This window comes from Pedobacter cryoconitis (genome assembly GCF_014200605.1).
Classification (GTDB): Bacteria; Bacteroidota; Bacteroidia; order Sphingobacteriales; family Sphingobacteriaceae; genus Pedobacter; species Pedobacter cryoconitis_B.
This window is the reverse complement of the sequence record NZ_JACHCE010000006.1, coordinates 253,637-275,143: the sequence shown is the minus strand read 5'-3', so window position 1 is coordinate 275,143 and position 21,507 is coordinate 253,637. Positions and strand designations below refer to the sequence as shown.

Annotated in this window: 19 protein-coding genes and 1 riboswitch; of the genes, 14 read left to right on the top strand and 5 right to left on the bottom strand. The window is 38.2% G+C overall.

From position 1 onward, the window contains the following. Positions 1–151 precede the first annotated feature (151 nt). Positions 152–2,458, top strand: coding sequence for a TonB-dependent receptor domain-containing protein (locus tag HDE68_RS18785; RefSeq protein ID WP_183883765.1), 2,307 nt, complete (start codon positions 152–154; stop codon positions 2,456–2,458). 89 nt (positions 2,459–2,547) lie between these two features. Here HDE68_RS18785 and HDE68_RS18780 read toward each other — a convergent pair whose 3' ends face one another. Beyond that, positions 2,548–3,234 carry a DUF4397 domain-containing protein gene (locus tag HDE68_RS18780; protein WP_183883764.1) on the bottom strand — a complete coding sequence of 229 codons (687 nt, stop codon included), beginning with the start codon at positions 3,232–3,234 and terminating at the stop codon, positions 2,548–2,550. Positions 3,235–3,595: 361 nt separating this feature from the next. Here HDE68_RS18780 and HDE68_RS18775 point away from each other — a divergent pair, with 361 nt between their 5' ends. Further along, the gene (locus HDE68_RS18775; RefSeq protein WP_183883811.1) at positions 3,596–4,177 is read left to right on the top strand and encodes a DUF4136 domain-containing protein; all 582 of its coding nucleotides are present in this window, start codon (positions 3,596–3,598) and stop codon (positions 4,175–4,177) included. 35 nt (positions 4,178–4,212) lie between these two features. Here HDE68_RS18775 and HDE68_RS18770 read toward each other — a convergent pair whose 3' ends face one another. Continuing rightward, positions 4,213–4,587, bottom strand: coding sequence for a VOC family protein (locus HDE68_RS18770; protein WP_183883763.1), 375 nt, complete (start codon positions 4,585–4,587; stop codon positions 4,213–4,215). 387 nt (positions 4,588–4,974) lie between these two features. On the opposite strand from HDE68_RS18770, the gene HDE68_RS18765 reads away from it, so the two are divergent. Beyond that, a complete protein-coding gene (locus HDE68_RS18765) occupies positions 4,975–6,168 on the top strand; it encodes an inositol-3-phosphate synthase (protein WP_183883762.1) in 1,194 nt (397 codons plus the stop codon). Positions 6,169–6,281: 113 nt separating this feature from the next. On the opposite strand, the gene HDE68_RS18760 is transcribed toward HDE68_RS18765, so the two are convergent. Both HDE68_RS18760 and HDE68_RS18755 read right to left on the bottom strand, forming a co-directional pair. After that, positions 6,282–7,514: a peroxiredoxin family protein gene (locus HDE68_RS18760; protein WP_183883761.1), complete on the bottom strand. Its 1,233-nt coding sequence runs from the start codon at positions 7,512–7,514 to the stop codon at positions 6,282–6,284. Positions 7,515–7,611: 97 nt separating this feature from the next. Beyond that, the gene (locus HDE68_RS18755) at positions 7,612–8,130 is read right to left on the bottom strand and encodes a GNAT family N-acetyltransferase (RefSeq protein WP_183883760.1); all 519 of its coding nucleotides are present in this window, start codon (positions 8,128–8,130) and stop codon (positions 7,612–7,614) included. Between the two features lie 304 nt (positions 8,131–8,434). Between HDE68_RS18755 and HDE68_RS18750 the strand changes: the two genes are divergently transcribed. Next, positions 8,435–8,797: a type II toxin-antitoxin system HigA family antitoxin gene (locus tag HDE68_RS18750; protein WP_183883759.1), complete on the top strand. Its 363-nt coding sequence runs from the start codon at positions 8,435–8,437 to the stop codon at positions 8,795–8,797. Positions 8,798–8,834: 37 nt separating this feature from the next. Here the strand turns inward: HDE68_RS18750 and HDE68_RS18745 are convergent, their stop codons facing one another. Further along, entirely contained in the window at positions 8,835–10,325 is a 1,491-nt protein-coding gene (locus HDE68_RS18745; protein ID WP_183883758.1) for a glycoside hydrolase, read from the bottom strand. Positions 10,326–10,502: 177 nt separating this feature from the next. Between HDE68_RS18745 and HDE68_RS18740 the strand changes: the two genes are divergently transcribed. From HDE68_RS18740 to HDE68_RS18695, 10 genes are all read left to right on the top strand, one after another. Continuing rightward, the gene (locus tag HDE68_RS18740; protein ID WP_221300799.1) at positions 10,503–11,981 is read left to right on the top strand and encodes a cobyric acid synthase; all 1,479 of its coding nucleotides are present in this window, start codon (positions 10,503–10,505) and stop codon (positions 11,979–11,981) included. 4 nt (positions 11,982–11,985) lie between these two features. Then, positions 11,986–12,999: a pyridoxal phosphate-dependent aminotransferase gene (locus HDE68_RS18735; protein ID WP_183883757.1), complete on the top strand. Its 1,014-nt coding sequence runs from the start codon at positions 11,986–11,988 to the stop codon at positions 12,997–12,999. Further along, a complete protein-coding gene (gene cbiB / locus HDE68_RS18730; RefSeq protein WP_183883756.1) occupies positions 12,984–13,919 on the top strand; it encodes an adenosylcobinamide-phosphate synthase CbiB in 936 nt (311 codons plus the stop codon). Before HDE68_RS18735 ends, cbiB begins: the two co-directional genes overlap by 16 nt. 37 nt (positions 13,920–13,956) lie before the next feature. Further along, positions 13,957–14,493 (top strand): AAA family ATPase, encoded by a 537-nt coding sequence (locus tag HDE68_RS18725; protein WP_183883755.1) that lies wholly within the window; start codon positions 13,957–13,959, stop codon positions 14,491–14,493. A gap of 26 nt (positions 14,494–14,519) precedes the next feature. Next, positions 14,520–14,704, top strand: a riboswitch (cobalamin riboswitch). A gap of 26 nt (positions 14,705–14,730) precedes the next feature. Then, positions 14,731–15,900, top strand: a complete 1,170-nt coding sequence (locus HDE68_RS18720) for an ABC transporter substrate-binding protein (RefSeq protein WP_183883754.1) — start codon at positions 14,731–14,733, stop codon at positions 15,898–15,900. A 12-nt stretch (positions 15,901–15,912) separates the two neighbouring features. Next, positions 15,913–16,941: an iron ABC transporter permease gene (locus HDE68_RS18715; protein WP_183883753.1), complete on the top strand. Its 1,029-nt coding sequence runs from the start codon at positions 15,913–15,915 to the stop codon at positions 16,939–16,941. Continuing rightward, positions 16,941–17,948 carry an ABC transporter ATP-binding protein gene (locus tag HDE68_RS18710; RefSeq protein ID WP_183883752.1) on the top strand — a complete coding sequence of 336 codons (1,008 nt, stop codon included), beginning with the start codon at positions 16,941–16,943 and terminating at the stop codon, positions 17,946–17,948. The genes HDE68_RS18715 and HDE68_RS18710 overlap by 1 nt, the downstream gene beginning before the upstream one ends. A 42-nt stretch (positions 17,949–17,990) precedes the next feature. Beyond that, the gene (locus tag HDE68_RS18705; RefSeq protein ID WP_183883751.1) at positions 17,991–20,180 is read left to right on the top strand and encodes a TonB-dependent receptor; all 2,190 of its coding nucleotides are present in this window, start codon (positions 17,991–17,993) and stop codon (positions 20,178–20,180) included. 193 nt (positions 20,181–20,373) lie between these two features. Further along, the gene (locus HDE68_RS18700; RefSeq protein WP_183883750.1) at positions 20,374–20,967 is read left to right on the top strand and encodes a cob(I)yrinic acid a,c-diamide adenosyltransferase; all 594 of its coding nucleotides are present in this window, start codon (positions 20,374–20,376) and stop codon (positions 20,965–20,967) included. Between the two features lie 2 nt (positions 20,968–20,969). Further along, positions 20,970–21,476 carry a bifunctional adenosylcobinamide kinase/adenosylcobinamide-phosphate guanylyltransferase gene (locus tag HDE68_RS18695; RefSeq protein ID WP_183883749.1) on the top strand — a complete coding sequence of 169 codons (507 nt, stop codon included), beginning with the start codon at positions 20,970–20,972 and terminating at the stop codon, positions 21,474–21,476. Positions 21,477–21,507: the final 31 nt, after the last annotated feature.

The window sequence follows — 21,507 nt, the reverse complement described above, 5'->3', positions numbered from 1 at the left end:
TCTTAAAATCTGTTTAAATTCTAAACAGTCACTTATTGAACCGGCATTGTTAATGCCCGGTATAACTCTGAATTAATTCTTTTGGTCTGTTTAAGCATGACCGGGAGGAATTGATTCAATATTTATATGGATTATAATTTCAAAATTTACAATGAAGCTTTTAAGATTTATGATGCTGCTTGCCGGTCTTGCCTTTTTTCAGCAGAACGTCCAGGCGCAAAATCAACCTGTTACAGGTAATATTTATGACTCTCAAACTAAACAGGCACTTGCAGGTGTAAGTATCAAAACATCCGATAATAAACTACTTACAGTATCAGATAAAAATGGATACTTTAAAATTGAAAATACAACCCCCAATCAGCATTATAAATTTATTCTTGTTGGTTTTAAACCTCAGGAAGTTGATTACAGTAAAAAAGAAGGAACACTAAATATTCAACTGGATGCAGATGAATCCAGTTTGAATGAAGTGCGTGTAACTGGTTTTGCCGGTAACCGGACCAAGAAAGAAACTGCAGGATCTATCGGAATGATTACCAGTAATGATATCAATCGTGGCAGCGGACTTTCTTTTCAGTCGGCGCTGAATTCTATACCAGGGGTAAGAATGGACCAGAGCACTTTGTCTGAAGCCAGAATTTCTATTCGTGGAAACGGCGTCAGGTCTTCTTATGGATTAAGGGATATTAAAGTTTATTTAAATGATATTCCGGTTACTGAAGCTGATGGAACTACCCGGATTGAAGCTTTGGATGTGAATAGTATCGGTAGAGCCGAAGTGATCAAGGGACCTGCATCCAGTATATACGGAGCCGGAACAGGTGGTGTAATTAATTTTCAACTGCAGCGTTCCCCTTATCAGGAACAAAGTCTGGAAGCATCTGCTTTAGCAGGCAGTTATGGTTTACACCGGTTGGCGGCTACTTATCGCAGTGGCGGAGATAAAATAAATAGTTATGTTTCTTATGGCTGGCAGGAGTATGATGGCTATAGAGAACATAGCGATGATATGCGCAGATTTCTTTCCGGTAACTTCCAGCTGTTTCCAAGTAACAAGCGTATTATTACCCTTTTACTTAACCGCACGACACAATATTCTCTGATTCCAGGATCGCTGACTGCTGATCAGGTCGCTGCTAACCCTTTACAGGCTAACGCAAGTAACCTGGATAAACAGGCTGGCCGTTATCAGACCTGGACAAGGGTAGGATTGGGACAACAATATCAAATTAATGATCAATTGTCTAATAGTACCAGCGTATTCACCTACTCCTATGATTTAAACCACCCGTTACCTTATGCTTATATAAGAAATTATTATCAGAGTTATGGTGGAAGAACAAGTTTTACGTATAATCCGGCGTTTTCTGAATTGCCAACTAAATTTATTGTTGGTGCTGAATTTAACGAAGGACTCACTAAAGGGACACAATATGTAAACAACAAGGGTACAGAAGGCGCATTAAATGGCAATATAGATTACAGGAATACACTTTACTCTTTGTTTTATCAATCAGAGACACAATTGGGGGCACGTACTTTATTGACTTTGGGAGTGAGTTATAACAGTTTGAAATATGATGTTTCTAATTACCTTATTCCTTCACAAAGTGGAATAAAGGATTTTAAACCACAGGCGACTCCCCGTATCGCCATAAGTCATAACTTCTCGGATGCTTTGAGTTTGCATGCGAGTGTAAGTACAGGTTTCTCTCCGCCGTCAAGTTCAGAGGTTAAAAATGTAGATGGATCGATCAATCCGTCTTTACAGGCAGAGAAAGCTATCAATTATGAAATCAATGCAAAAGGTAATTTGCTGAATTCGCGCCTGAGCTATGATCTTTCTTTATTCAAAATGGATATGAAAGGGGAGTTGATCGCCCAATCTGTACAACAAAGTATAACTATTTATAATAATGCAGGAAAAACTACACATAATGGTGCTGAACTGGCGTTGTCATGGCAAGCCTTAAAACCAGATGACAATCAGGCAATAACTAGTCTGAGACCATTTGTTGCATTGACTTATTCTGCTTTTAAATTCAAAGATTATCAGATTCTGGATGCAAATAATGCAGTCACGGCTTCTTATAATGGAAATGCACTGACAGGCATTTCACCTTGGGTAGTTAGTGCGGGACTGGACTTAGAAACGAGATTTGGTTTGTATAGTTATCTGAATTACTACTATAATGATAAAATGCCGTTAAATGATAAAAACACTGATTATAATGCATCATATCAGGTTGTCAGTATTAAAACAGGGTATAAAAAGAGATTGGGAAAAGCTTTCGAAGTCAACGTTTATGGTGGAATTGACAATCTTTTCAATGAATCCTACAGCTCGATTTTATCTTTAAATGCAGTTGGATATGGTGGTGCCCAGCCTGCGTATTTTAATCCTTCGCCTAAGAGAAATGGATTTGCAGGATTATCAGTAAAATACTTTTTCTAAAGATTCTTTACTGATAGTCTGGAATATCAGTTTAAACATAAAAAGCCGGTTCTTTAAAGAAACCGGCTTTTTGTTAATCAAAAGAAAAATTATTCTTGTGTGATCTGGCGTACTGAAATTGAATTTGCAGTAGAACCTGTGATATATACGGTATAAGTTTTATCAGCTGCAAATGCTGATAAATTAAAGCTGCCCAGACTTGTAGACTGTCCTGCGGCATAAACGTTAAGTGAAAGAACTCCAGGAGCAACAGTCATAAAGTTAGTTGCAACATCACGCCCTAAATTTGCAGCCAGATTTTCACCTGATGCACGTCTGATATCAATATTAACGGGAGCAGCATCGCTTAAATGAATAAATCTTACTTTAGCTTGTCCACTGGCAGGTGCACTTCTGTCATCCTCATAAATTTTCACTCTTGAAGCTTGTCCGTCACCTGCTAAAAATACAGTGTAGCTTGAACCATTTTTAATGTCTGATTTACCTGTTGCATAAGGTGTAGAAGATCCGTCGCTTCTGAATTCTGCTACAAGATTATTACCTGAATTCGTGGTAATATAAGCTGATGAATTAGCAAAAGACAAACCTCCGTTTACAACAGTTTTGTTGGCTAAATAAAATCCCTGGTTAGGTGAAGTTTGTGATGCATTTACAACTTTAACATTTGCAGATCCGGAACTGTCAACATCGTTCTTTTTGCAGGAAGATACAAATACAGCCACAGATAGAATGGCTGCCCCCTTAACTAAGTTTTTTAAAAATGATTTTGTTTTCATAATGATAAATAATGTGTTAGATTTATAACATTCTTGTTACTATTGATGCTTTGCAATAACTAATCCGTTAGCTGACTTTGAATGCTGTGATGGATGTATTTGAAATTTATTTAACAGTAAATCAGTTTATTATGGTATTTAAGAGAAATAGAATGTACAGAGTAGCTGTCTTATAGCTTAAGTAAAATAGTGTATAGTATACTATACGATTTTAGCGTGTCTGTTCAAAGAGAGATGATGAATCTTCAGGTCTCTGCAAAAGGAATTGGCAAGGCTTTATATTAAACTTTTCTATTTATTTCCTGTCTATTATTCTGAATACAATTATTGGTATTTGAGTTTAATCAAAAAATAAACGAAAATGAAAAAGCTGATTTTATTACTGTTTGTTGTTGCTGCACTTTCAGGATGCTCTTCATACAACTATTATTCAGTGGCTCATAAACCATTGGATCCTTCAAAATATAAAACCTTCGCCTGGATACCTGAAGGTAAATCAAAATCAACCTCTATTTATGATAATGATATAGCTACTGACAAAATTGTAGAGTCAGCGAGCCAGGAAATGGGCAAAAGAGGTTTTAATCTTCAAAGCGATAATCCTGATTTATTGCTCAGATATACAGCTGTGGTAAATAAAGAGATTAAGGATTATTCAGACCCTGTTTATTATAACCCTCCGTCAAGAATACTTCCTCGTGTTTCCTATTATGGTGGAAGAAGGGTTTATTACTATTCCTATTATAATCCTCTTCCGGTTTACGTAGGAGAAAGAGAAAGAAGTATAAGGGTTAAAGCAAACAGTATTATGATTGATATTATCGATCGTAAAACATCGAAAGTAATCTGGAGAGGCTGGGCAGAAGGAGAAGTCGGTAATCCAGAAAAAGCAATTAACGAAATCCCTCAGGTAATTGCTAACATTTTTAAAAAACTGCCTTAAAGGGATCTCAGAAACAAATGATTTAATATGAATTTTTATTCAGCAGTGGTTAACCACCAGGTATTGCCAAATGGATCCTGTATACCACCGCATCTTCCATAATCCATATCAGATACTTCTTTTATAACAGAAGAGCCATGAAATATGGCTCTTTGAAATGTTTCTTCAGCATTACCTACATAGATAAAAAGATTGCCAACAGCCTTTCCATGTTTATCAGCTGCCTCAGACAATAATAAAGTGCTATGCCCAATTTTGATCTCCGCTGATAAAACGGTTCTGTTATCTGCAGCTATACTTAATAAACAGGTTTCAGCATTGAAAACTGTTTTAACGAATTCAATAAATTCTACTGCATTTTCAAGCATCAGATAGGGAAGTATCGTGTGTTGATCCTTATAGTTATTCATGGACATAATGTTTTTGTTATATCGGCTTGTTATTGACCAGCACGAGATTCTTAACAAATAATTTAGCAAGAAGTTTTTATAACATTTCTTAGTTGCGGGGACATTTTTCAGGGGTTAATATACAGCTAAAAAAGATTAATTTAATGATAGAACGAATAATTGTGATAACATATAAGAATCCCTGATATGGTAATTTTATAAAAAACTGACTATGTTCTTAAAGTTGTCAGAATGTAAAATTTAATCATCTTATGATAATAATCTCTATATTGCCCAAAACTATACTAGAAATAATAATCGGATTTCTATTTTTGCGGAGATTTAGATGGATGAATTCTGCCTTTAAGCTCTCCGTCTGATAAATATAGAATAACCCAAGTTCAAACAATGCATAACCAAGGAAAGAAAATCAGAGTTGCAATTTTAGGCGTAGGTAATTGCGCCAGCTCATTAGTACAAGGCGTGGAATTTTACACTAAACATGCTGAAAAGACATCAGGATTGATGGCTAATGATATTGGTGGATATAAAGCGGCAAATATTGAATTCGTTTGTGGATTCGATATTGACGAAAGAAAAATCGGTCATCCTTTAAAGGACGCTATTTTTGCCAAACCAAATTGTACAATTGTACTTAATGCAGATATAGAGTCAGAGGCTCCAATATACAGATCACCTGTTATTGATGGTGTATCTCCGCAAATGGCTGCTTATCCTGAAGCTAACAGGTTCGTAATCAAAGATGAATTAAAAAATACAGATATTCTGATTGACAGCGTTACTTATGATAAGGCTCAGGTAGATACACTTCGTGCCGAAATCGTTGCGCAATTGCGTAAACACGAAGTTGAAGTATTAATCAACTACCTTCCTGTAGGCTCACAGCTGGCTACAGAATTTTATGCAGAAATCTGCATCGAATTAGGTATTTCTTTAGTTAACTGTATTCCTGTATTTATTGCTTCAGACCCTGCATGGGAGCAAAGATTTATAGATGCTGGTATCCCGATTATCGGAGATGATATGCGTAGCCAGTTTGGCGCAAGTATCGTTTCTCAGATGCTTCAGGAATTAGCTTTTGAAAGAGGTCATCATGTAAAAGCGCATATTCAGAGAAATGTTGGCGGAAACACAGATTTCCTTAACATGGAAGACAAAAATCGTCTGAAATCTAAAAAGATCTCTAAAGAAAATGTAATCCGTGCACAAAATGATATCAGAGGTATCTCCACTGAAGATAGTTTCCTTCATGCAGGCCCTTCAGAATATATCGCTTACTATGGAGATAACAAAGTAGCTAACTTCCGTCTTGAATTAGAAGGATTTATGGGTGCTCCGGTAATCTTTGATGCGCAGCTTTCAGTTCAGGATTCACCTAACTCTGCTGGTGTAGTTATTGATGCTATCAGATATGTTTACGTAGCGAGAGAATTAGGACTTGTAGGTGCCCTTAGAGGACCTTCAGCTTCTACTCAGAAAACTCCGCCAGAGCAGATGATGTTCAGTGATGCCATCTATGAATGTCATGCATTAGCGAAACGTGAATTGACAGCAACTACAAAAAAACAATTGAAAAAATAATTACCAGCGCTTAGCAGCACTGATAATTATGAATATATTCAGTTATAACTGCATAAAAAACGCCCGGGCCATATGACCCGGGCGTTTTTTTATGCAATTATATGCTGGCTGAATTATTTTGCCAGTAATTCATCAATTTTCTTTTCAAAAGCTGCTTTGTACCTGGTATAATAATCACCTGTACCCGGTCCGTAAAAATCAGTTGTAATTTCTGTTACTTTTCCACTTTTATCAAGAATCAGTGTAGTTGGGAATACTTTAATTGCTGTTAGCTGCGGAAGAGTCTTTTCTGTACGTGAAGGATCAGAAACTGTAGCAGGAGTAATCAGTAAAGGATATTTTACATCAAATCTCTTTTGAAACTTACGTATACTGGCAGCTGAACGTTTAACGTCTGTAGAGTACTCGTAAGCAAGCCCAACTATTTCTATGCCCTTTTGTTTGTTCTTGTTGTAATATTCGCTTAGAAAAGCTGTTTCGTCCATGCAATTAGGGCACCATGAGCCCATTAACTGTATGATCACGACTTTGTTTTTAAATCGCTTATCTTTAATCGAAACCTGTTTTCCATCAATGTCAGGGAAACTGAAATTCAGGGTGCCATCTTCACCATCTTTAAGTTTTGTGAACTGTTCTGTTGATAGCGCAGCATTGTCATCTTTTACGGCTGTCCATTTTTCTTTGGAAACCGGCCCACTGTATACGTTCCCATCAGTGATATTCCCTTTATTGATCTTTCCGGTAAATACAATAGCATGAATGCCATCGAAAGTAGATAATTGCAATGAATCGCCGGTAACTATGCCAGAAAGGTAACGGTAGTCACCAGAAGGGGTAAGTATGGAGCCTGTAACCTGGTTTCCTTTTTGTGAGAACTGACCGATAGCTTCGCGTTCAGAACCAGTTCCTTTTGTAAAGTCAATTTTCCATTTGCCATCTGCACTTGCTGCAGCGTCACCATTTACAGCCGGAAAACGATAAGCCTGTTTGGTGGTTGCGGTAAAAGGCATAACAATATCTTTTGATGTAGTTTTTCTGATCCAGGTTCCCGAAAGACTATCTTTTGATATAATCTTCAATCTGAATGCAGATTCAAAAAAAGGCATATTAATAAATACTGAATCTTTAACGATAGTTACATCATCAGCGCGCATTTTTTCAGGATGATTCACGATATAGAATACTGTTTTTCCTTTCTGCTGCTGAATATCCAGGTTGAAAATAATACTATTTCCATCATTTCTTTGAAGTGCAGCACGCCAGGCTCCCTGCTGAAGAGAAGTCTGTGCTGTTGCGCCAACAGATAAAAGTGCTAACAAACCTATACCAAGAGTTTTTTTATACATATGCTTATCAATTTTGAACGGTTATTTGTAATAATGATGCGAATATACTATATGTAATTAAATTCTACTGATTTTGTAGAGTAACAAGATCGTCAAATTATAAGGCCATACGGGGTAGCTCCCATTGAAACATTCCTTCATTTGTACCTTTAAAGCTAAAACCAAGTCCTTGTAAAACCTTTGCAGACCCTGTATTTGTGCGCTCACAACTTGCCGTTATTAAGTTCAATTCAGGTTTTTGGAATGCCCGGTCTATTAAAGCGTTCACAGCTTCAGTGGCATAACCCTGACGTCTGGCACGGGCTATAATTCCATAGCCAATATCTGCGCAGCCATTTATATCCGGTAATCCTTTAAATCCGGTATCTCCAATAATCAGATTTGTTTTCTTTTCAATAATTATCCAGGATTCAAAACCAGAAGGTGAGTCTACCAGTTTAAGTTTGTCAATTATTCTGGGCAGGGTTTCCAGCATATCTTCATCCGGCCAATGCTCACCCGGATTAATGTCCATACGTTTTAAAATCGTAAAATTATGATGGAGTAATTCCTGGCAAATGCAAATTGTAAATGGGATTAAATAAAGTCTTTTGGTGTCTATCTTCTTGATTTGCATAAATGTTATAAGCTGTGCCAGTAAAATAGTGATTTTATTTTACCAATGTTCTTTAAAGAAGAATTAATTTTGTTTTGAATAAAAAAAACAGGATGATGTCTGGCACACAAATAAAGCTCTTTAATTTCAAATATTGGATAAAACATATTTTTTATCACCTGATATTAAGAGATGAGTTTTCAAATTGCAAACATTCTTGCTGTATTTGTAAATATCTGGTTCGGACCGCATCAGGAATATGATAAGATAAATGCAACCGAAATAAAACATATTGAGCTATAAATATTTTATTAAAACGTCAATTATGAGCCATTACAAAGTTTTAAAAACCGAAGAAGAATACAATACAGCACTTGACAGGACTATTCATATTTTTCATTCAGCACCAGGTACTCCTGATTTTGATGAACTTGAGTTACTGTTGCTGCTGGTCAGAGATTATGAAGAAAGACATGTTCTGATCCCCGCATTAGACCCTATTGAAGTAATTAAATTAAAAATGGAAGAAAAAGGGTTGAAAGCGAAAGATCTGGAGCCTATAATTGGATCCAAGGGACATGTATCCCTTGTGCTGTCAGGAAAAAGAGAAGTAACCCTGAAAATGGCTAAGGCACTTCGGGTTTTTCTGGGAATACCTGCTGACATATTTTTACCCAAAACATATTAGCTTTATGCGTGATAATCCACGCATAAAGCTGTTAAATCTATCCTTTAGTACCGGTAAAAGTGATTACACCCGAAGCAGGAACCAGTACTTCAAAGACCCCATTTACTTTTGGAGTTACAGGTGCACTATTCTGCCATCTTGCACTGCTTTCTGTTGTCTGGTAAGAATTAAGTATACCTGCACTGAATCCATCTAAGTTGATTTTACAAACCACAGTTTTCTGACCCGGATTGATGGCGATTAAACTGAATTTGCCTGTTACCGGATCTTTATAAGCCGATACTTTCAATGTCGAATTGTTTTGCAGTTTTGAATCAAAACGAATGTAACCCGGACGAATAGCCCTTGAAAACTGTCCCATGATATCATACGTTTTAGGGAATTCCAGGTTTCCATTGCTATTAGTCCCGATTAAAGATTCATTATTTTTGATCGCCAGCATACCAAGCCAGTAAACAAAGGCATTGACATTACATTCTGCCAGAAATTTATGCATACTCGTAGCCAGTTTCAGGCCGCCAGTAATTGTTCCATCATAAGTACCACCATCATCTGATGTTTCAGTTAACCAGACAGATTTATTCCCTGTGCTGAAAGTCCATGGTTTTGGGTCCTGATTTAGCCCGCGTTTTCCAAAAATCAGGTCGCCGATTTCTACATAACCATGTCCTGCTAAAATATCGACATTACTCTTATCCATTCCTGATAAGAAAGAATTGGCAGTTCCCCAGGCAGCATTCTCAGAGGAGATGATTTTTGTAGACGTTAATCCGGCAGCATTTAAAGCCGGGCGTAAATTACTGGTAACAAACTCACCAAGATGTTTGGAATCCCAGTAAGAGGCATCCCAGTCAGAGAAGATATTTTCTGGTTCATTGGTTGGTGAAACTGCATAAAAATTGACTCCTTCGTTTTGATAAGCTTTAGTGAACCCGGAAATATAACGGGCAAAATCAGTTGAACAGCATTTGAAATTAAGTCCGTTAAAGTTTTTACCGCTTTCACTGTCGGGGTTTGTTTTCATATAAAGGGGAGGTGTCCATGCGCTGGCAAACATAATGGGCAACTGATAACGTTCTTTGGCTTTTTTTAAGATCCAGAGCTGCCCGATCTGTTCTTTTTGATCATCAGTCAGCTTTTTATAGCCGGCCCCATTTACATCCATATCAATGTCCGAACCGGCAGGTTTAATGGTTACCACACCACTCTGTTTATCAAAAGGATAACTGCGGATAATTTTTCCGCGGATAATGGTCATTTGTAAACCCGTTTCTCCCCAGAGATAATTCATAATACTATCTCTCTTAGGAGATTCAAAGAAAGGAGTAATCCGGCCTCCAAAAGCGCCAAAACCTTCAATTTTCTGATAAGTTTTGTTCCAGGAGAGTGTAATGTTTGCTGTATCCTTTGCAATTTCTACTGCATCACTTTTTACATTGCTGAGTTTTTGCTGAAGCGGAACATTTTCCTTTTTACAGGATAATACCATTAACGCAGGCATTATCAGAAATAAAGCTGATTTTTTCATTGGAATATATTTGGTTTTATGGTTAAATAATTATTTATCAAGTATCAGCGCTTTCTGTTAATTGAATATTAAGATAATAGAAAGGAATCGGATTTAATCTGATCGGGATATAACTATTCCTTAAGAAATAGTTCATGAAATTGTTAAGCTCTGATAAATTATGTAAGCTTGTATTCCATGGAAATTCAAAAGAAACTCAGGCCCGTTATGTTCGTTGGAACCTCATCTGATGTCGGTAAAAGTGTGATTACTGCCGGATTCTGCCGGATCTTTAAACAGGATGGCTATTCACCAGCGCCTTTTAAAGCACAGAATATGTCGTTAAATAGTTATGCAACACCCGAAGGGCTGGAAATTGGCCGTGCACAGGCCGTACAGGCAGAAGCGGCCGGTATCCCATGCCATACAGATATGAACCCTGTATTGCTTAAACCTACAAATGATCAGACTTCACAAGTTATCCTGAATGGGAAATCTATAGGAAATCAAAGTGCGAAAGAATATTTTTTATCAAATGACCGTACCGAACTTTTTGAAGAAGTTAAACGCGCCTGGAAGAGGTTAGCTTCCCGTTATTCTCCGATTGTGATGGAAGGGGCAGGGAGTATCTCTGAGCTTAATCTTAAAAAGCGTGACATTACCAATATGAGAATGGCAATAGCGGCCGGAGCTGCAACTTATCTCATTACAGATATTGATAAAGGTGGGATTTTTGCCAGTCTTTATGGGACAATGGCCTTGCTGGAACCTGAAGAAAAAGCTTGTATCAAAGGTATTATCATTAATAAATTTCGTGGCGATTCAGCTCTTTTTCAAGAAGGTAAAAAAATCATAGAGGGGTTATGCGGAGTGCCTGTCATTGGAATAATCCCTTATTTCAAAGATATTTTTATTGAAGAAGAGGATGCTGTTTCACTCCGTTTAAAACGTAACCAGCCTGTAAATGGTAAAGTCAATATTGCAGTCGTATTACTGAGCAGGATGTCTAACTTTACAGATTTTGACTGTCTGGATAAGGATAGCAGAGTTAATCTTTATTATACACATACAAAACAAGGTATCGCCCAGGCAGATATTGTGATCCTGCCAGGCAGTAAAAATACAATAGAAGATCTGATTGAAATCAGAAATAATGGACTTGCTGATGCAATTACTAAAGCTCATCAAAGTGGTAAAACCGTAATCGGTATTTGCGGGGGATATCAAATGATGGGGGAAACTATCAAAGATCCGCTGCAGATAGAATCTGCTGAAGGAGAAGTTGCCGGACTTGGTATTTTACCGGTTGAAACTACACTGTTAAGTGAAAAAACGACCAGGCAATGCCATTTTACCTACAGAAACTTTCCCGAAAACTGTATAGGATATGAAATACATATGGGAGAAACACGGATCAGAGGAGCAGTGCAACCTGTGGCATTTCTGGATGAAAAACATACTGATGGTTACTTATTGTCAGAAAAATGCTGGGGCTCCTATTTACACGGTATTTTAGATAATCAGGTAGTCATCAATGATTTGATCGCTCCATACACAGATCTGAAAATAGAATATGTAGATTATCTTCAATTCCGCAGTGCACAATATGATAAATTAGCTGTATTGTTGAGAGAAAATCTGGATATTGACCAGGTATATCAGAATATTAAAGACTAATCAAATGTTTCAGGGACACGGAGATGATGGATATTTATACGGGCAAACATTAGCAGCCGATTTTAGTACAAATGTATGGCATGGCGGGCCCCCGAAAGGTTTGAAGGAACATCTTTTTTCACAATGGGAAAATGTACAGCGCTATCCTGAAGTGCTTGCAGAAAGTCTTACAGAGAAAATAGCCTTATCCTGCAATTTTAAAGCTGAAAATATACTGGTCACTAATGGAAGTACAGAAAGTATTTACCTGATTGCCCAGGCTTATCAGCAAAGAAAAACAACACTTATTATTCCAGCCTTTGCAGAATACGAAGACGCCTGCAAAATGTTCGGCCATGAAATTAGTTTTCTGGATTGGTCCGCACTGCAAACAGGAATAACACCCGGTACCGAGCTGCTGTTTATCTGCAATCCTAATAATCCAACAGGAGCAGTATACCCGGATCTGGAGCAATTAATCCAAAAACATTCCAATATTTTATTTGTTGTGGACGAAGCTTTTATTGAATTCACTTTTTCTGTAATTTCAGTGATTGCCCTGATTGAAAAATATACTAACCTGATTGTTTTACGCTCTATGACGAAAGCTTATGCGATTCCTGGTTTGAGATTAGGTTACCTAGCTGCAAACCCGGTTTTAATTGAGCGGTTAAGGTCCTTTAAATTACCCTGGTCGGTCAATACAATGGCTATTGCAGCAGGACATTTTATTTTTGACCATGCGAAAACTATAGAAATCCCTCTTCAGCAGTTATTAGCTGATCAGGCCGATTTCAGCAAAAAACTTTCGGCTTCCGGGCTTATTGTTTATCCAAGCCATACCCATTTTTTTCTGGCCAGGACGAATTGGCAAACTGCGGCAGCATTAAAACAGTTTTTACTAAAAGAATTTAATATATTGATCCGTAATGCGGATAATTTTAGAGGGCTTACTGACAAACATATCCGTATAGCGACTTTGAGTAAGAATAAAAATCAATTACTGATCAATGCTTTAACCAAATGGAAACCTATATAATTATCGTTATTCCTCTACTTGCAGGTTATTTGCTGGATCTGATATTTGGTGATCCCGAAGGTTTGCCGCATCCTGTAAGATTTTTTGGCCATCTTATTTCTTTTGCTGAAAAGCATCTTAACAAAGGCAGGTTCAGATTTATTAAGGGCATGTTTATGGCGCTAATCTTATGTTCCGGAACATTTTTGTTCTTTTACAGTGCTATACACTTTATGCTAAGCCATAGCGTACCGGTATATTTTCTTTTTGCAACAGCATTTGTTTATTATGCATTAGCCAATAAAAGTCTGATTACAGAAGGAAAACAAGTGTTTGATGCTTTGAAGTATAAAGGATTGGAAGCAGGCAGGGTACGTTTATCCAGAATTGTAGGGCGTGATACTTCAAATCTGGATGCACAGCAGATTCGTGTGGCTGTATTTGAAACCATGTCAGAAAACCTGAGTGATGGTGTGATCGCACCTTTATTTTTCTATTTTGTAGCAGGGGTACCAGGAATGCTTACTTACAAAATGATCAATACGATGGATTCTATGGTTGGTTACCACAACGATAAGTATGAGTATTTTGGTAAATTTGCAGCCCGTATGGATGACGTTGTCAATTTTATTCCGGCCCGTATTACAACCATTTTGATGCTCATGGTTACCTTTAGTATGAAAGGGTGGCAGTTTGTGATGAAATATGGCCATCAGCATAAAAGTCCCAATGCAGGTTATCCTGAGGCAGCATTGGCCGGGATTTTAGATGTTCAGTTTGGCGGCCCCAATGTTTACCATGGCATCCTGGTTGATAAACCACTGATTGGGAGTAACAGCAGGGAAATCAAACATGAAGAATTTAAAATGGTAAGCAGTATTAACCAGGGGGTATGTCTGATTATGGTTTTATCAATTACCATTTACTTCTTTCAGTTATAAAATTATATCTTCTTAAATCAATCAAACTTATTCTGCAATGCTGAATACATCCAAAAAATATATTATTAGCGGAGGTCCTGGTTCTGGAAAATCAACATTGATCCATGGTTTGCAGCAGCAGGGATACTGGTGTTCTGAAGAGGTATCAAGAAAAATGATTATTCAGGAGACAGCAAAGGGATCATTCTGTTTACCATGGATAGATCTCACTTGCTTTTCTGCAAAAGTACTGGAAGAGATGATCGTTTCCTGGACAAATGTACCACTGGATCAACCTGTTTTTTTTGATCGTGGTATTCCTGATATTATTGCTTATATGGATGTCACTGAAGTTCCTGTTCCAGATATGTATTATAGTGCCTTAGAGCTTCATCCTTATCATAAGCAGGTTTTTATTCTTCCGCCGTGGGAGGCAATTTATGTTCATGATAGTGAGCGCTGGCAAACTTTCGAAGAAGCCACTTTAATTAATGAGGCTATTCGGAACACTTATAAAGCATGCGGATTTGAACTGATAGATGTGCCAAAATACTCAGTTACTGAGCGCATTGCATTTATCCTCGATTTTATCTAGGTTTGCACACTTAAGGCTGCATTTTATTGAAGAGAATTTTTTAAAATATTGAACAGAAATAAAATGCTTTAAGGGAATACCGGTGTAATTCCGGAACAGTCTCCGCTGCTGTAAACCTCGTTTGGGAACTGCTGTGAAAACCACTTTCATCAAGAAGGGAAGGTAGTAGTTTGAGGAAGTCAGAAGACCTGCCTTATCAATAGTTATTAAATGCTTTCGGAAGAAAGGCTAAACTTTATGATGAGAAAAATAAATTATTTGTCATTCGGCGGAATATTTCCCTGTTTGATAGTTTCCCTGTTGCTGATTACCTCATGCAAGCAGAACCGGTCTGGCCAAAAACATACTTCAGCAAAGACCGGAAGTGCAGAAATTAAGTATGCTAAAGGCTTTAATATTGATTATTATGAGCATTATAAGCTAGTCAGCATTTACTCGGGTATGGGTAATCACGCGGACACGGTACAGTATGTTTTACTGGCCAGAGGTGCAAAAGCCCCCGAAGGTTATAAAAAGGCACAGCTCATAGAAATCCCCGTTAAAAGTTTAGTGGCCATGTCATCTATGCATATCGCACTGGCCGATTTTGCGGGATCTGCAAATGCAATAACTGGATTGGGAAGTCTGAAGTATGTAAGTTCAGAAACAGTAAGAAAGAATATTGCTGCCGGGAAAGTTAAAGAAGTAGGGATTGATGGAACGATGAATGATGAAATGCTCATCAGCATGAAACCGGGTCTGGTGATGGTAATGGGAAGTCCGGATGCCAAATTTAGTAAATATGAAACACTTACTGGTGCAGGTGTACCTGTAATGCTGAATTCAGAATGGCTGGAAACTACACCGCTTGGCCGTGCCGAATGGGTTAAACTGATGGCTGCACTGATGGACAAAGAGGCATTGGTCAATGCTAAATTTGATGTTGTAGAAAAAGAATATCACCGTTTAGCAGAAATAGGTAAAAAAGCGGTTGTTAAGCCTTCCCTGATTTGTGGGATGCCTTATAAAGGAACCTGGTATGTACCAGATGGAGATAGCTATATGGTTCATTTTCTGAAAGATGCAGGGACAAACTATAAGTGGGCCAATGTACACGGAAAAGGAAGTTTACCACTAAATTTTGAAACAGTTGCACCGGTGGCGCTTCAGGCAGATTTCTGGATTAATGTAGGAACAGTGGACAGCAAAAATGACATTAAGGCTATAGACACCCGTTATACAGCATTCAAGCCTTTCAAAGATGGAAAGATCTTTAATTTCAATAAAAAAGTAAATGATATAGGTTCCAATGATTATTGGGAATCGGGTGCTGTAAACCCCCAAACTGTATTAGGGGATTTAATCAAAATCTTCCATCCAGAATTATTACCGGATCATCAGCTCGTTTATTACAAGCAATTGAACTAATTTTTTAAGAAATTGAACAAAATAAAAGTTTCAGTATTGCTCTCCATATTATTGGTGGCTTTTCTGCTTGATGTAGCGCTGGGTTCTGTCCATATTCCTTTAAAGGAGGTGATTAAAGTGTTATTTACCTCTGATTCCGGGAACGATACCTGGGTATATATCATCGAAAAAATCAGATTACCAAAAGCACTTACAGCAATAATTGTAGGCTGCGGCTTATCAGTGAGCGGTCTGCAAATGCAAACACTTTTCCGCAATCCGCTTGCCGGACCTTCAGTTTTAGGGATTACAGCCGGGGCAAGCCTGGGAGTGGCGCTTGTGATGTTATCAGCCGGTAGTATTACCAGTTTATATACCATTAAGGAGCTTGGGATTTCAGGAAGCTGGTTAATCATTGTGGCTTCATCACTCGGTGCAGCTTTGATTATGATTCTTATTGTATCTATTTCCTCGTCCTTAAAAGACAATGTGATTGTACTGATTGTGGGTGTTATGATTGGTAATATCACACTTTCAGTAATTAGTATCTGGCAGTATTTCAGTTCTCCTGAACTGATTAAAGATTATCTGCTCTGGACCTTTGGTTCTTTGGGAGGGGTGACAGGCGGACAGCTCGGTATCCTGGCGATTGTTGTTTTTGCCGGATTATTAATTTCATTCTTATCTTCAAAATTACTTGATGCTTTATTATTGGGTGATAACTATGCACGCAGTATGGGACTGACCGTAAAACGTGCAAGGATACTGATTATTGGCAGTACAAGTATTTTAGCCGGAGGGATTACTGCCTTCTGTGGTCCGATAGGTTTTATCGGGATAGCTGTACCACATCTGGCAAGAGCTTTATTTAATACCTCAAATCATCGTATCCTTATCCCGGCATGCTGCCTGATTGGTACGGTGTTGATGCTGATCTGCGATATTGTTGCGCAATTACCTGGCAGTCAAACAGTTTTGCCTATTAACGTAATCACTGCGCTGGTTGGCTCACCTGTGGTTATCTGGATCATTGCAGGGCCAACTAAATTAAGAGGATTCTAATGGCTGCACAAACTTCATTACTTCATACCTCAGGATTAACGATTGGCTATCAGGCCGGGAAGGGCAAAACGAAAGTTATTGCAGGACCTTTGGATTTAGAACTTCATGCAGGACAGCTTATTTGTTTACTGGGCCCGAATGGTTGTGGTAAATCTACTTTGCTCAGAACTATAGCTGGATTACAGCATCCGCTGAATGGTGAAATTATACTGGATGGTGCAGCGCTTAAAAAACTAAAACCTGCACAGGTAGCCAGAAAAATAAGTTTAGTATTGACAGACAATGTAAGGTCAGGTAACCTGGACGTCTACTCGCTGATTTCCCTTGGCCGCTATCCTTATTCAGGATGGCTGGGTATCCTGACTGAGCAGGATAAACTGATTATTGAGCAGGCAATAAGAGCGACGCATACCGCGGCATTTTTAGGCAGGAAAATGGATAGCCTGAGTGATGGGGAATGTCAGAAAGTAATGCTTGCAAGAGCAATGGCGCAGGATACCCCTTTAATTATTCTGGATGAACCCACCGCTCACCTTGATTTACCAAGCCGTATTCAACTGATGCGTTTACTGCATCAGCTGGCTAAGGAAACAAACAAAGCCATTTTACTTTCTACGCATGAACTTGATTTAGCTTTGCAGGTAGCTGACCAGATCTGGTTAATGAGTAATGGCGGGCATCTGGATGCCGGATTGCCAGAGGAGCTGGTTTTAAATGGTTCATTTCAACAGGCTTTTGATAAAGATGGGATAGCATTTGATGCTGCCAGCGGGACTTTCAATATTCATTATACCGGAAAACGAAATATCAAAGTCACAGGGGAGGGCATTGCCGCTTTCTGGACTAAAAAAGCATTAGTCAGAAATGGCTTTAATATATCCTTATCAGATGAAAATGAGCTTTCAGTTTCAGTTTCCGGTGAAGGACCTGATTCTCTTTGGACAATACAACAAAATAACAAAACGACTATCTATACTTCTTTGCGAGAATTTCTCGATACACTTTAATATTCCGATCCACTATCCGATTGCACACCAATATTAAATTATATGCATAAAAATTTACCTTTATTATCATTTAAAAACCTGCTCATAGGTACGGTTTTACTCAGCTGTCCGGCTATAGCACAGGAAAAAAAAGCTGATTCTATTAGAACTAATGCACTGGACGAAGTGGTTATCACTTCTTCAAGAACTGAAGTTAAAAGAAGTAATGTACCGCAGAGTATGACAGTAATTACTAAAGCGGTAATAGATATGACCCCCTCTCTGGAAGTGACTGATCTTTTAAAGAAAAACTCATCTGTAAGTATTATCCAATACCCGGGCTTGTCTTCTGGTATTGGCATTCGTGGCTTTAGGCCACAGGCAAGCGGGTTAAACCAACGGTCGCTTTTACTGGTTGATGGCCGTCCGGCTGGTACGGTAAGTATTTCAACGATTAATCCTTCTGATATTGAGCGTATTGAAGTGCTTAAAGGACCTGCTTCTGCCTTATATGGTGCATCAGCAATGGGTGGGGTTGTAAATATTATCACTAAAAAATCCTCAGGTGACATTCATGGAAATGTGTTTGCAGAATATGGATCTTATGAAACAACACAGCTGGGCGCTTCTGCTGGTGGGAATATTAGTAAAAAACTAGACTTCGATTTGTCTTTCCTGAATTTCGACAGGGCTAAAAATATGAAGTTAGGTAAGGGCAATCTGTTTAGAAAAATGCTTGGTGCCAACACTGCGCTTTATAACTATACTGACGGACCAGTTGAAATGGACGATAAGCGTTCTGATGGCTTAAGACGAGATTATACAAAGCTTAACTACAATACAGGAAGTTTGAGATTGGGCTACCAGTTCGATGCAAACTGGAGGCTTGATGTAAGAGGCGAACGTTTTGCTGCAAAAAATGTAGAATCGCCAAGCGATATATTTTACGGAAACGGACAGCCAAGTACAAAAGATATTGAGCGTCATAATGAAGAAGCTACACTTTCAGGTGATGTAGATCAGCATCATTTAACTTTAAAGGGATATACCTCACAAGAGAACAATTTAAACAATACCCTGCTTTCTGTGAATGGTCTGCTTGCGCCTTATGCTTCTTATAAAAGTTCTACAAGCTGGAAGGGAATACAGGCAAAAGATGCTTACCAGCTGGGTAAACATACCTTGATTTTCGGTGTAGATTACAGTTACGCATCTACACGTTCACAATCGTTTAATCCTGATGGTTCTGAATCAGCTCCATATTCTCCTAATTACAGCCTTTCTTCTGCTGCGGGGTATATCCAGGGACAACTTAACTTTCTGGATAATAAACTGGTTGTTAATCCAGGTGTACGTTTAGATCTGATTACTTACAATGTAATGCAGACTCCTTTGTTGACTACTTATACTGGCGGTAAAAAGACTAATCCTTTTTTTAGTCCGAGTTTAGCTGCTCAATATGCCATTAGTAAGCTATTTACTGTACATGCAACCACAGGTCGTGCCTTTGTAACACCCGATGCTTATAATGTAGCTGGTTACTCTGAAAAAATCACTAATGGCAAAGCAAGTGTTATCCAGGGAAATCCGGATTTGAAAAATGAGAACAGTATCTCGTGGGATGCAGGCTTAAGATTCAGCAAACCTGAATGGGGACTGACTGCCGATTTTACTTATTATAATACCTATGTGAAAGATAGGATTACGACTAAAACGAGTGTACCTGTTCCAACAGAAACTACGCCGGGCGGTTTTCCTATCGGCACCCGTATGACATATGTGAATGCTAATAAAGCAAATATTGATGGTTTTGAAGCTGAGCTTGCCTGGGATTTCGGAACATTAGCTGCAAAAAATTATTCTTTAAAAGTTTTTGGTAATGCGACTAAATCGGCCAAAGCTAAAGAAGTTACTATTTTAGCAGACGGTAGTGAATCTGTTAAGGACATTTATAATGTGCCAGACTTTACTTCCAGTTATGGTTTTGAATTTAATAACCTGAAAGGGCTTGACTTAAGATTAAGTGCCAGGTATGCAGGTAAACGTAAGGATACGGATTTTAATGATCCTAAATATCCTGAGATTGTTTATCCTGATTTTATGGTAGCTGATTTTGCAGCAAGTTATACTTATAAAAAAAGACATACAGTTACTTTCCTGATGAATAACATCACGGACGAAAATTACTATGAGAAACGTGGTTTTAATCTTGCAGGAAGAAATTTCTCTCTGAGATATAATATTAGTTTCTAAAAAATGTGAAAGGATATTAGTTGTATTGCCCCTCAAATTCAGGCGTATTTGAGGGGCAATATACGTTTGTTCAGTTTATACCGGAGAATATTAAGCTTGCTATTTAAACATCCTTTAAATTTATTTGTTAAAATTGTGTTGTTGCCGGTCAAACCAAAATATCGGCTGTAAAGCCTTATTTAAAATTATTCAAATGAAGATATATACTAAAAAAGGAGATAAAGGAACTACAGGTCTTTTTGGGGGTAAACGCGTGTCTAAGGATGATGTGCGGGTAGAATGTATCGGTACGCTCGATGAAGTGAATTCTACCATAGGGATGCTGAGGGTGAAGTTAGGACATACACATGAATGGCAAAGTAACCTGCATAAAATTCAGAAAGATCTGATGGATATGATGTCACACCTGGCACGTCCTTCTGATACAGTGAAGATTAATACTAATCCGATGCCTGTTGATGGCCCTGTATTTTGCGAAAGCTGGATTGATGAACTTGAAAATGCAATGACCCATCCTTCTGACTACTTTATTCTGCCAGGCGGAAATGAAATTTCTGCACTTTGCCATATGGTAAGAACACAAATGCGCAGAGGTGAAAGAAGATTGGTCAGTTTAATTAAGGCAGATGAAGTGGATGAGACCATACCAGCATATATTAATCGTTTATCTGATTTATTTTTTACCCTTTCAAGGGCAGAAATGGATAAAGCAGGTGTTGCAGAAGAGAAATGGCAGTTGTTTCTTTATAAAAGGTTTAAAAATGCAGATCCGGTAGTAAAGCCATAAATATGCTGATTTTTATCACAGGGGGAGTAAGAAGCGGTAAAAGTGGTTATGCACAGCAACGTGCGAAAGAGCTTTGTAATGATCCGGTTTATGTGGCTACGGCCAAAATATGGGACGAAGATTTCAAGGAAAGAGTAATCAGACATCAGCATGATCGTGGGGCGGAGTGGACAAATTTTGAGGCTTATCGTCATCTTCATCTTTTACCCATACAGGGGCGTTATGTAGTAATTGATTGTGTAACCTTGTGGTTAACAAATCTCTTTATGGACAGGGATAATGATATAGAACTGGCTTTAGCTGATTTTAAAGAAGAGATAGATCAGCTTATCAAAATTCCAGGTACTTTTATCATTATTTCCAATGAGCTGGGAATGGGGCTGCATGCAGATACACCTGTAGGAAGGAAATTTGTTGATTTGCAAGGCTGGGCCAATCAATATACTGCTTCTAAAGCAGATGAAGCAATATTTATGGTCTCTGGACTTCCTTTGTTTCTGAAGAAATGATAATTTATTATAGCGTATTAATTTGATAGCA